We start from the raw sequence: 12981 nt of genomic DNA, 5'->3' as shown, positions 1-12981 counted from the left end.
AATCCCGGCGCCGAAAGATTGGATCAAAGAAAAACGCCGCCCGAAGGCGGCGTTTTGTTGTTATTCGGCAGCGTCCGGCCGGGCAATGGGCAGGTCGTCATTATCGGCCTGCTTGCCGGTTCCCTTGTCGTCGGCCGGCTTGCCTTCGAGATGCTCGCCATCCTTTCCGGAGTGCCGCATGCGGGAAATCCGGTTCCTGAACGAACCCCAGTTGTCCGCAATATTCAACGGCATCGTCAGCATGGCCGGAATGAGGACAAGCGTCAGCATTGTCGAAAAGGCCAGGCCGAAGATGATCGCCGTGGAAAGCTGCACCCACCAGATCGATGTGATGCCGCCGACCGAGATCGTTTGGGTAAAGAAGTTCATGTTGATCTGAAGCGCCATCGGAATCAGGCCGAGGATCGTGGTGATCGTCGTCAACATGATCGGCCGCAGTCTTTGGGCAGCCGTCTTCAGCGCCGCCTGACGGATATCCGTCACCCCTTCGGCCCGCATTCGGTTAAAGGTGTCGATGAGCACGATGGCATTGTTCACCACAATACCCGCAAGCGCCACGATACCCGTTCCCGTCATGATGATCGAGAAGCGTTGGCCGGTCACCGCCATGCCGACGAGTACGCCGGAGACAGCCAGGATCACGGTCGAGAGCGTCAGGATCGTCTGGTAGAAGGAGTTGAACTGCGTCAGCAGAATCACGAACATCATGAACAGGGCCGCAATCGCTGCATTTTGCAGGAAAGCTGCAGACTCTTCCTGTTCTTCATCCGCGCCGCGGAACTTAAGGAACACATTGTCCGGCCATTCCTGCGTATCGAGCCATGCCTGAACATCCTTGACGGCATCGTCCGGTGTCGCCGCCCGACCATCCACCATGGCTCCGTCAGCAACGCTCGCCTTGACATCCATGGCGTAGAGGCCGTCACGGCGCGTAATGGACGAGACCTTCTGCTGCGGTGACCGCTCGATGAAGTTCGACAGCGGTACCTGGCCGTTCGCCGTGCGCAGTTTCAGCAGCTCGAACTGATCGAGCGTGCGTTGCTCCTGCGGCAGCCGGACGCGGATATCCACCTCGTCCTCGGAGTCGTTCGGCCTGTAGGTGCCGATCAGAACGCCATTGGTCACAAGCTGGACCATGGAGCCGACACCGACAATACCGGCATTGTAACGGCCCGCCTGTTCGCGATCGACGTCGATCTGCCACTCAATGCCGGGCAGGGGACGTCCGTCTTCCTGGTCCGAAAGAATATCGACCGTGTCGACATAGTCACGGACACGGTCAACCGCGGCGACCATGGCATTGTAGTCGGTGGATTTGACTTCAAGCTGCAGATCCTTGCCCGTCGGCGGTCCGCCTTCGATTTTGCGCACCTCCACCTTGATGCCCGCCATGTTGGCGGTGCGTTGGCGGATGTCATCGAAAATCTCGACTGCCCGGCGCCGGCAGCAATAATCGGCCAGTTCAATCTGCAGTTCACCGACGACATCGGCAGGTTTGTCCTGCACGCCGCTGAGGAAATTGCCGCCGCCGCCGCCGCTGGACGCCTTGGCGATCATCACGACATTCTCAATGCCCGGAACCTGCAGCACTTCGGATTCGACTTCGCCGACAAGGTCGCGAATCTCGGTCGCCGACATGTTGCCGCGTGCCGACACCATGACGATGGCGACGTCCGGCTCCTCGTCGACGAAGAACTCGACGCCGTTATTGTTATTGGCAAAGTAGATGAAGCTCGCCGCCGTCATCGACAGGATCGACACGATGACAAGAACGTTGCCCCAAAGCGTGCCTGCGGCGTAACGCAGGAAGCGCAGATAACCGCCGGTTATTCCGGGCACTTTCTTGACGTCCAGTTCGGCTCTCGATGACAACATGAGAGCAACGTGATCGGCTTCCGGATCGGTCTTTTCACTTCGCCGCGAGTTGATGAAGCCGGTCACGCTGTAGGTCAGGAAGAAGGCAAGGGCAGCAATGGCGACTGCTCCGACAAACTGGATCGGAGCGCCAAGCGCGGCCATTGGTCCCGCAAACGCGAAGAAACCCGCAATCGCTCCGACCAGCAGTCCGCTGACCAGGCTCGAGTTCCTTGATGCGATCGCGGCGATCTGTGCGAACGCCGTTCCGGTCACCGGCAGGAAGACAAGGGCCGTCAGCAGCGATGCCGTCAGAACGATGATCACCATTCTGGGCAGGTAGCTCATGAATTCGCCCGGTACCCCCGGCCAAAGCAGAAGCGGCAGGAAGGCAGCAAGTGTTGTCGCCGTTGACGAGACCACTGGCCAGAACATCAGTCTGGACGCGCGTTTATAGGCGTCGGCGGGCGACATGCCCTCGGATATTTTCCGGTCCGCATATTCGGTCACGACAATCGCGCCGTCCACCAGCATGCCGACCGTCAGAACCATGCCGAACATGACCATCATGTTGACGGTCATGCCAAGACCGCCGAGGATCAGGAAGGCGAGCATGAACGAGCCCGGTATCGCCAGGCCGACAAGCAGGCCGGAACGCAGGCCAAGCGTCCCCACAACACAGATCATCACCAGCACGATTGCCGTCATGATCGACGATTGCAGCGAACCCAGCACCTCGAAGATGAAGCTCGACTGATCGAGCAGATAATTCACATGGATGGCTTTCGGCCAGTCCTTGGTGAAATCCTGCACGACCGCACGCACCTGATCATTGTTCTCGATGATGTTGGTGCCGATGCGCTTGGTCACCTCGATGGAGATGGCCGGCTGCCCGTTGACGCGTGTGAAGGCGGAGGGATCCTTATAGGTCCGCCGGATTTCCGCCAGTTCGCCAAGCGTGACAACACCTTCGCCGCTTTGTTTGATCGGGATTTCGAAGACATCCTGCGCCGTCTCGACAAGGCCGGGAACCTTGACATTGAAGCGGCCGTTGCCGTCATCGATGAAGCCTGCGGCCACCAGCTGGTTGTTCTGGGTCAGCGCATTCAGCAACTCGTCCTGCGTGACGTCGTAGGATTCCATTTTCATGAGGTCGACAATGACCTCAAGCATCTCTTCACGGTTGCCCGTCAGGCTGGCTTCCCGGACCGATGAGATCGCCTCGATCTCGTCCTTGAGCCGCCGCGCATGTGTCGTCAGCGTGCGTTCCGGTACATCGCCGGAAAGCGTCACGATGATCGTCGGCTGCAGCGCGAAATTGGTCTCGGTGATGGTCGGCTCGTCGGCCTCGGCGGGCAGCTCCGCCTTTGCCTCATCCACCTTGTCACGCACATCGGCGAGAACCTGGTCGCTGTCCGTCTCAATGTTGAACTCCAGGACGATGCCGGCGTGACCTTCCGAGGCGACGGCCGTCAATTCCTTCAGCCCGTCAAGCCCGCGAAGCGATGTTTCCATCGGCCGTATGAGCAGCCGCTCGGCATCCCGCGGCGAGATGCCCTGTTGGCTGATCGAGACGTAATAGACGGGAACGTCAATATCCGGATTGGCTTCCTTGGGGATGCCGATATAGGACATGATCCCGGCCGCCACCATGAAGATCATCAATGTCAGGACGGTCTTCGGGCGTGAGATGATTGTTTGCAGCGCGGAAGTCATGAGCGAACGTCATCCTTGCTCATTGTGGCAGCTATATCGGCCGCCACCGGCTCTACGGTTTGGCCGGGGACCACGTAGTCCTGGCCGACTGAGATGACCCTGGTGCCGGGCTCAAGTCCCGTAACCCACATCGTATCCGGCGTGTGTGAAATGATTTTCAGTTGCCTGAACGAAACCGAATTGTCTTCGTCGACAACGCGCACACCGACGGAACCTTCATCATTAAGCGTCAGCCAGGACGGGCGTATCTGATAGGCTTCCGAGCCGTCCAGTTCAATCTGGGCGGCCGCCGTCACTCCGTCCCGCAAGGCATTGTCAGGGTTGTCGATCTCGACCTCGATCAGGAAGGTGCGTGTCGCCTCGTCGGCCGAGGAGGCGACGTAGCGGATGGTGCCTGACACGAGCTCGCCGGAAATCAGTTGCACCTGGGCCCGGTTTCCGACATCGACCTGTCCGACCTGTCGTTCCGACACCTGCCCGATAAAGAGAAGGGGGTCGGCGTTGATCAGGGTGACGCAGACATCGCCGCCGGAGAGATTGTCGCCTATTTCGGCGATCGGGTCCTGCACCACGCCATCGGCAGTCGCCGTGATGTCGGTACGGTCAAGTTCAAGCCTGGTTTCCGCAAGCGTTGCCGCTGCACCGTCCATTGCCGCCTTGAGCGCCTTCATGCGCGTCTCAGAGGCAAAGCCCTGCTTTTGTAGGGAGGCGGAGCCTTCATAGTCGAAAACGGCTTGCTCATACGCCGCAAGCGCCCGGTCCACGGCTGCCTGCCGTACGCCGCGGTCAAGCTGGCAAACCAGATCGCCCTGTTCGACGCGGTCGCCTTTGGAAACCAGCCGTTTCTCAAGCGTTCCCGATGTTTCCGCCCGAACGGGCACGATTGCATCGGCCTTGGTGCGGCCTCTTACAAGGAGAATGTTGGGCCGCGTTTCCGGATTGACGGTCACGAAACGAACCTTGAACAGCTCGTCGCGATTTTCCTCGCGTTCGGCCGGCGGTAAAACGGCGTTTTCCGAATTGGCCTGGCCGCCGACAACGATATTGCCCGTGCCCATCCAACCAATCACCGCGCCTGCAATCACCAATGCGGCGATATGAGATCCCTTGATGCGAAATGCCATAACATGGCTCCTGTCTTTTTATTCGGCCGCTTCGCTTGGGCGGTCGGGGGCAAGTGTCAACGCTTCCAGTCTGCCCCGGTGTTCCAGAAGATACTGAAGGCTCGCTTCGTGCACGAAGCGACCGTAGTCGGCGACCCAGCTCAATCCTGCCGGTCCGTTTTCGGCGCATGACTGAGCTTCATCGAACATTTCAAAGTCCTTTTTCAGGTCACTGATTCGCTTGTCGATTGCTCGCACAATGGTGTCCCGGTCGAGCAGACCCGCGCAAAGGGCGATCAGCAAAAACTCGGACTTGAAGGTGTCGGGGCGTGGCAGCACTTGAAGCGATTCAATCAGCTCCTCGCGGCCTTTGTCTGTGATGGAGTAGACCTTTCGGGGCGGTTTGCCGGATTCATATTCCTCGCGCACCGTCACGCAACCGTCCTCCTGCAGCCGCGAAAGCGCCGGATAAATCGATCCGAAACTCGCGTCGATGAAGTAGGAGAATTGCTCCTCCGTCGACATTTTTTTGATTTCGTAGCCTGTGGCGTCGGAAAACTGCAAAATCGCCAGGCATACCGTACGAACGTTCATCAATAACCCCTTGCCCTTCGATGACAGATACGGGCAGGGGAACTGACCGGATCAGCGCGAAGCAATATATTTCGTGAGCATATAGTCATTCTATATATATCAAACAAGAATACTGCCCAAAATATATCTTACATCGCGAATTTTTCGTGAATGTTCCCGCTAGTGCAGAGAGTAAATCAACTGGGATGTTCATAAGGCGTATAAAAAAATATATAAATATCAGAATCTTAAAGGCGGGCCGCCTCCAAGGTGCGTCACCTGTGAAAACTATCGGCAAAAACTCCATGGGTGGCCCGCATAAAGATTGACGACGTCACGTTGTAGCTTCAAGTCCGATCCAGGCCTGCAGCAAGCACAGTTTCCGTACCTTGGGAAGCAGAGCCATTTCGGGGCGGATTGAGACAAAAATCCAAGAAAGAACGAGATGGGCATCCAACGGTAGGTTGCGGCGAATCTGCTAGCCTTGGTTTTCGTCACGTGGGTGCCGACATACAGCCAACAGACCTGCCGGCTGTTTGCGGTTCTCCCTTGAAGTGCAGTCAATGCGGTGGTCAGGGCGGACTTGAGATAACACAGATACGTGTCGTGAAAACTGCGGGTTTTCCGCATTGGTCTTGTTCGATGGTGGCAAGATCGCTGCCGTGCGAACACGGACAACGGCCTCTCATTCGATCTTTGGTGCGCGGTGCTGTCGGCGGCTTCTTTGTGGCCGCGATCACATTGGTCCACTTGCCTGTCGCAAACGCAGATTGCTCCACCGCGGATTCCACGTTCACGTGTACAGGCAACTTTTCGTCCGGCCTGTCGCTAGGCCTGACCAACGAAACGCAGGTCACCATTCAGGATCTCAACACCGACGCCGGTGCGATAGCCATAGTGGCGGGCGGAGCTGACGGCACCGGCACCGGTGACGCCGGCGGCGACACCACCGCCTTCGATATAGATTTCGATGGATCGAACGCGTACGGGATCAATGCCACCTCTGCAGGCGACACGGCGCTGTCAGTGACACTTACAGGCGGGAACGGAGCCATCGGCAAAGAGAAGACCGGTAATGCCGATAGCGGTGGCGATGGCGGCTCAACAGGCGCTGTGTCCCTGACGGTTACGAACACGACCACTGTGACCGGTGTCGCGGCGCTTGTCTTCACCAGTGATGGTGGGGACGGTGGCACAGGTGGAAAGGGCAAGAACGCCGCTTTTAACTCCGGGCGGGGCGGCACCGGCGGGGCAGGCGGAAGCGCCGGCGGTATAACGGTCAAGATCGACAGCGGTGAGCTTGCCAACCTGACCTCGACTGCCGGGTCGATTGTCAGCGTGTTGTTGCAAGGCGGCGATGGCGGCGAAGGCGGAGAGGGCGCGGGACAAGGTGGAAGCAGCACAAATATTCACGGTGGAAACGGCGGCGATGGCGGTGTGAGCGGCAATATAGACGTCCGGATTCATTCGACCGTATCAGGAGCCACCATTGCGAATTCGACGCCGGCTGTGTTTCTGGAGACGCTCGGAGGCGCAGGAGGAAAGGGTGGCAAGGGGTCAGGAACAGACCTGAGCCATGTGACCGGAGGCAATGGTGGCAAGGGAGGTTCGGCAGGCACCATTACATTCATAATGGATGCGGCCACGATCACCACCAGCGGTGAAACAGCATCCGGCCTGTTTGCAAGAAGCTATGGCGGCGCCGGCGGGAATGGCGGTGACGCCGGTGGTGGGGCCAGTGGGTCCGGAGGAAGCGCAAAAGGCGCTGGCAATGGCGACGATGTATCCGTCACAATCACCGCAAACATAACGACAACTGGCCGCGATGCGGATGGAATTCTGATTCAGAGTGTCGGCGGATTTGCCGGCGACGGCGGCTCTGCCGCTGAGGTGCTCGACAGCTACGGAGCCGCTTCGGAAAGCGCCGGTACTGCGGGAACGGCCGGACTGACGCTCGGCAGCGGCAGTATCATTCAAACGTCGGGTGAAGGAGCCGCCGGTGTTTTCGTGCAAAGTGTCGGAGGTGGTGGCGGCAAAGGCGGATCAGGTGAAGCATTCGCTTCGCTCGGAGGCAGTGGCTCGGCCGGCGGCGACGCCGATTCAGTGACGATTGTCTTTGACAGCAACGTGACGGTCAAAACAGCCGGCATCAAGGCGCCCGCAGTGGTCGCGCAAAGCATGGGCGGCGGCGGTGGCAGCGGCGGCTCTTCAGACGGTGTCGAAGCGCTCGGCGGTTCCGGGGGAAGCGGAGGGGCCGGCAAAGATGTGACCGTTACGCTCGACGGAAGCAAGATTTCTTCCGACGGCGTGTTTTCAGATGCGCTCGTGTTGCAGTCCATAGGCGGCGGTGGTGGTATTGGCGGCTCTGTCGAAACCTTCAATCTGGATGTCGGCTTTTCCACCGGCGGCACTGGTGGCACCGCCGGAAATGGCGGCACGGTGACGCTTAAGAGTGCTTCGACAACTGTCGGCAGCGTTGAGGCGCTTGGCTATCGGTCGCATGGTGTGCTGCTTCAGTCCATTGGCGGCGGCGGCGGAAACAGCAGTAATGATCTCACGCTCGCCGCCGGTATCGGTGTTGACATCAATCTTGGGCAAGGCGGTAACGCCGGCAGTGGCGGCGCCGGAGACACGGTCACCGCAGTGCAAAACTATTTCACTGTAAAAACTCAAGAGGACCTCTCCCACGGATTTGTTGCGCAATCCATTGGTGGCGGTGGCGGTATGTCGGGCAGCACCATCAACTACGATGCCATCGACGCCGGGGTCAGTTTTACGCAAACGGTCGGCGGATCGGCTGGCGATGGCGGTGCCGGCGGCGCGGTTAAGGTCGTCCTGTTTGAAAGTGTGACCACCGGCGGTGTCCACTCACCCGCCGTCGTGGCCCATTCCGTGGGTGGCGGCGGCGGTATTGCCGGATCGACCTTCGGCGGCAGCGGTCTCACCTTCGGCTCGGTCGACAACACCGTTGGCGGCAGTGGCGGCCGCGGTGGCGACGGAGGCACGGTTACGCTGACAACGAATTCCGACATGACGACGACCGGCCTTGTATCGCACGCAATTGTTGCGCAGAGCATTGGCGGCGGTGGCGGCATGGGCGGTTGGACATCGACGATCGACGTTGCCAGCAGTGGAAACATCGAGCTGACGTCCGGAGGAAACTCAGGAACTGGCGGCAGCGGCGGAAACGTCACTGTCAACCAGCAGGGTGACGCATCCGTCATCCATGCCAGCGGAAACAACTCCAGCGCGATTGTGGCACATAGCATCGGCGGCGGCGGCGGTATGAGCGATATGACGCTCACGGGAGATCTGGCATCCGTCGGCGAAGTTTCAATCACAGCCGGCGGCAGTGGTGGCGGGGCGGGTAATGCCGGCGCGGTCCTGGTCACCACAGCCGGTCAGATCATCGTCGACGGCGACAACGGGATCGGCGTTACCGCGCAAAGCATTGCCGGTTCCGGGGGCACATCGTCCTTCAGCATCAATGCCGATCTCTTCAATGGCGGGTCCTACTCGCAAACGGTGTCTGGCAACGGCGGCACCGGCGGGATGGCCGCCACTGTTGAGATCGACAACGAGGCGGACATAACAACGTCTGGTGACAACGGCACGGCGCTTCTGGCGCAGAGCGTTGGTGGTGGCGGTGGTAATGCTCTCGGTGTGATTTCCGTTGAGGCCATGACGGTGGGTGAGGTTTCCATGGCCCTGGGTGGCGACGGTGGCGCCTCGGGTTCGGGTGGAGCTGTAACCGTCACGAATGGAGCATCGCTCGCGACAACTGGCGAATATGCCTATGGCATCATGGCTCAATCCGTCGGCGGTGAGGGCGGCAGCGCCTGGCTGGCGGTTGATGCGGGCCTGTCGGCCGGAGAATACACGGCCGATATCGATGTCACACTCGGCGGAACCGGCGGCAGCGGCAGCAAGGGCGGAACGGTCAACGTTAACAATGGCGGTGCCATTAGCACCCAGGACTTCAGCGCAGTCGGTCTCCTGGCGCAGTCCGTGGGCGGAGCAGGCGGTAGCGGAGGCACGGCGCTGTCAGGCGTTATGTCATTCTCCAGCAACTCTTCGCTGACGGTCGACGTGGGCATCGGCGGTGAAGGCGGCGGCGGTGGAGCTGGCGGTGATGTTTCGGTCGTAAACCTGGGTAGCATTACAACAGGTCGCTTTTACTCCAGCGCCGTCTTGGCTCAATCTATTGGCGGCAACGGCGGCAGCGGTGGCAGCTCCTTCGTCTTTGCTTCAGATTCGTCGACAAGCGGAACGTTGGGAGCAACGGTCACGGTTGGTGGCGCTGCCGGGAATGGAGGCATTGGCGGCGATGTAGACGTCTTCAATCTGGCCTCGCTTTCCACCACAAGGGGCGGATCAAAGGGTATCTATGCCCAATCCATCGGTGGCAATGGCGGTCAGGGCGGGACGGCGGCCAACATCCTGCTCGATTTCACATCCGCGTCTGCCTCCTCAGTCGAAGTCAGTGCAGCCGTAAGTGTTGGTGGAAAGGGCGGAACGGGTGCCAATGCCGGTGGCGTGACGGTCAACAATTTCGGTTCGATTACGACCGGTGGTGACGTCTCATCGGCGATTTTCGCACAGTCTGTTGGCGGCGGCGGCGGCGACGGAGGGTCGGCCGAGTCCTTTCCGTTGCTCCAGTTTTTCTCGTCTGCTTCCGACGGCGCATCGACCGGCTCGTACAGTCTGACCTTCGATCTGGGCGGCAATGGCGGTGTCGGCGGAACCGGCGGTGCCGTCGATGTCACCAATGTGGCAGACATTTCGACTTCCGGCGTGGCCTCCTATGGCATATTTGCCCATTCTGTGGGCGGCGGTGGAGGTAGCGGCGGCAATGGCGAATACGCCGCGAACGATTTTGCCGATGCCCTGACCGAGGCGTTGGAGTCCCAGACGGGTGACCCACAAGACATCTTCGAGGAATATATCTACGCCGGTATCGATGATGCGCTCTCTGCCTATTACTGGTATCTCGCCATTCAGGGCCTGAGTGGCTTTAAGATCAAATCAGAACTGACCAATTGGGTCATTGATATCGGCGGCTACGGCGGTGCCGCCGGTGATGGTGGCGACCTGACGGTCGATAATTTCAGAACCATTACAACCACCGGCGCCAGCGGGACGGCGATTTTTGCTCAGTCCGTCGGTGGTGGCGGAGGTGTTGGCGGTGATGGCGCAGCTGGTTCGATCTCACAGGTCACTGTCGGCGGCAGGGGCAGCGGCGGCGGTAATGGCGGCCACATATTGATTGACAACCGTGGAGCCATCAACACCTCGGGCCTCGGCGCCATGGGCATGTTTGTGCAGTCAGTCGGCGGTGGCGGCGGTGCCGCAGGCGATGTGGAACTTTCCTTTGGCTCGCCCGTATATACCGCGAGTTTCGGGCTTGGTGTCGTTGCGCAGGAGGATTCCGGCGCGGGTGGAAATGGCGGCAATATCGACATCAGCTCGATTGCCGCCATCACAACGAGCGGGCAGTTCGCCCACGGTATATGGGCACAATCAACCGGTGGAAGTGGTGGCGCGGTCGGTGTCACCGCCAACACGCCGAACACCTATATCGGCAATGTGGGAGACCCCGGGTCGGGCGGCACGATAAACATCGAAACAGTCGATGCGATCACCATGACGGGTGATTATTCGACAGGGATTTTTGCTCAAAGCCTTGGTGGTTCCGGCGACGACGGGGGAGCCATCACGCTTGATATCCACGGAGACATCATCTCCTCGGGAACACAAGGCTACGGCATTGTGGCTCAAAGCGACGGATACAACTCAGCCGGCAATGTGACGATCAACATCGGAAGACTCTCCACGGTTTCGACGGGCGGAACAGCCAACAATGGCTATCAGGCGATCGATATCCTGGGCGCAGACACAGCAACCATCAACAACGAGGGCACGATCAGCACGGCACAGGCTTTTGCCTCGTCGAGTGATTATTCCACGGTCATCACGATGAAAGGCGATAAGAACACAATCAACAACAGGGGTACGATCAGCGGCGGCCTCGCCATGAAGGGCGGGAGTACCAATCTGTTTGACAACAAAGACGGTGGTGTCTTCGAGATGGGCTACACGGTAGATCTCAGCAGCAGCGGAAATCTCGTCAATGCCGGAACACTGTCTCCGGGTGGAACCGGCAACATCATAACCACTTCGCTAAAGGGCAAGCTGTCTTCGCAGTTCCACTCTGACGGCATATATCTGTTCGATCTTGAGATGGGCCGCCGTTCAGATGGAAAGAGCGATGAAATCCTGCTGGCAAACTCGTCCGGTTCACAAACGCCCAAGGCGACTGTGAGCGCCAATCCGACCGGTACCAATCTGCTCAACTCGGGTGATAGCGGTTCCAGCACAATCATTTACAGCGACGATGTCACCCTTAGCATTAAAAATCTCGCGGCCGCCGACACAGCAACGGTGGATTATTCCCTTGTCCTAAAGAACAGCAAAACAATCGACCTTGAATATACGGTCGACTATTCCAGCGACGATCTGGCGTTAAGCCAGAACCAGCAGAAGGCCGCTGCACTGATTGAAGAACTGATCGCTGCGCGCAATGCAGAACTGTCGGGAGGCAGTGTGGCAACAACAAGCCTGTTGGGTTCGGGCGATGATGCAAGCGCCGTTCCGCTTGCGAGCGATGTCGCTTTGGCCAGCGTCGCGGACAACTATGAATTCGTTGAGGATGCCGCAAGTATCATCTTGGGACTTGCGACTGTCGAAGAGCTCAAAGGCGCCTATGACAAACTGGCGCCGGGCGATGTTTTTGCGGCTGTGGACGCGGCTTACTTCTCCGCCTTTGGCTTTTCCGGCGCCCTTAACGCCTGTGCCGGGGGGCAGAATATTGCGACCGCCGATCTCGGTGCGCACGGCACCTGTGCCTGGCTGAGCATTGGGGCCAGCCATCACCACCGTGACAAGAACCCGGACGCGGTTGGCTACAATGAAAATGTCTTCGCCATCGCTGGTGGTCTGGAATACGAATTCACGCCGGGCTGGTTTGCCGGCCTCGGGCTTGGATACGAATTTTTCAACCAGTCCAGCTCCACCTTCAGCTCCAACGGCGGGCGCGTCCAGCTTGGCGGGTCGCTGCGGGCGGAAATCGGCAAGACATCAATTTCGGGGTCCGTGTTAGGTGGCTATGGCCACTACGATTTTACCCGCGAGGCGTTTTCGTCAAGCGGCGGGGTTTTTGCCAATTCAAATCCGAATTTGTGGTGGGTTTCGGGCCAGGCAACTATCGGACATGAGTTCGCCGTGACCGATACGAGCTCGATCAAGCCCTCCTTCGGTGTCGGGGTCACGCATTACTATCAAGGCGGGTTCACCGAAGCCGAAGGCGGCGACTTCAAGCTCGCTATCGGGTCCATTTCAGGGACAGTCTTCAACTTCAATCCGGCCGTGGATATCTCGACCGAGTTTGATTTATCGGGATCCACCGCAAAGGCGACTTTCCACCTTGGTATGCTCGCTCTTTCCGGCGGTCAGAACCGCAGTACGACCGCACAGCTCCAGGCAGCAGGTTTTGGCAGTTCAAGCTACACGCTTGTCGATGAGGCAGATAGCATGTTTGCCGATATCGGCGCGTCCATTGAGACACATTTTGGCGAAAGGGCAATGTTTGAAGCTGGCGTGGGCGCGCTGTTTTCAGCCGATGTCCAGGAATTCGGCGGACAGGCTCGTCTGAAAATACCGTTCTGACATCTTCCCG

4 protein-coding genes are annotated in these 12981 nt (G+C 59.1%); 1 reads left to right on the top strand and 3 read right to left on the bottom strand.

All coding sequences use genetic code 11. The features are described from left to right. Positions 1–60: 60 nt before the first annotated feature. From OQ273_RS11625 to OQ273_RS11615, 3 genes are read right to left on the bottom strand one after another with little or no spacing between them, the layout of a single operon-like run. Positions 61–3570, bottom strand: coding sequence for an efflux RND transporter permease subunit (locus tag OQ273_RS11625; RefSeq protein WP_267990669.1), 3510 nt, complete (start codon positions 3568–3570; stop codon positions 61–63). Next, positions 3567–4694, bottom strand: a complete 1128-nt coding sequence (locus OQ273_RS11620; RefSeq protein WP_267990668.1) for an efflux RND transporter periplasmic adaptor subunit — start codon at positions 4692–4694, stop codon at positions 3567–3569. The genes OQ273_RS11625 and OQ273_RS11620 overlap by 4 nt, the downstream gene beginning before the upstream one ends. 18 nt (positions 4695–4712) lie before the next feature. After that, complete coding sequence (locus OQ273_RS11615) at positions 4713–5267, bottom strand: PadR family transcriptional regulator (RefSeq protein ID WP_267990667.1); 555 nt, start codon at positions 5265–5267, stop codon at positions 4713–4715. Positions 5268–5888: 621 nt separating this feature from the next. On the opposite strand from OQ273_RS11615, the gene OQ273_RS11610 reads away from it, so the two are divergent. Further along, positions 5889–12971, top strand: a complete 7083-nt coding sequence (locus OQ273_RS11610) for an autotransporter outer membrane beta-barrel domain-containing protein (protein ID WP_267990666.1) — start codon at positions 5889–5891, stop codon at positions 12969–12971. The last annotated feature ends 10 nt before the right edge of the window (positions 12972–12981 follow it).

It is taken from the genome of Hoeflea prorocentri (assembly GCF_027944115.1).
Classification (GTDB): domain Bacteria; phylum Pseudomonadota; class Alphaproteobacteria; order Rhizobiales; family Rhizobiaceae; genus Hoeflea_A; species Hoeflea_A prorocentri.
Note: the sequence above shows the minus strand (reverse complement) of the source record. Positions and strands in the feature narration are given on the sequence as shown.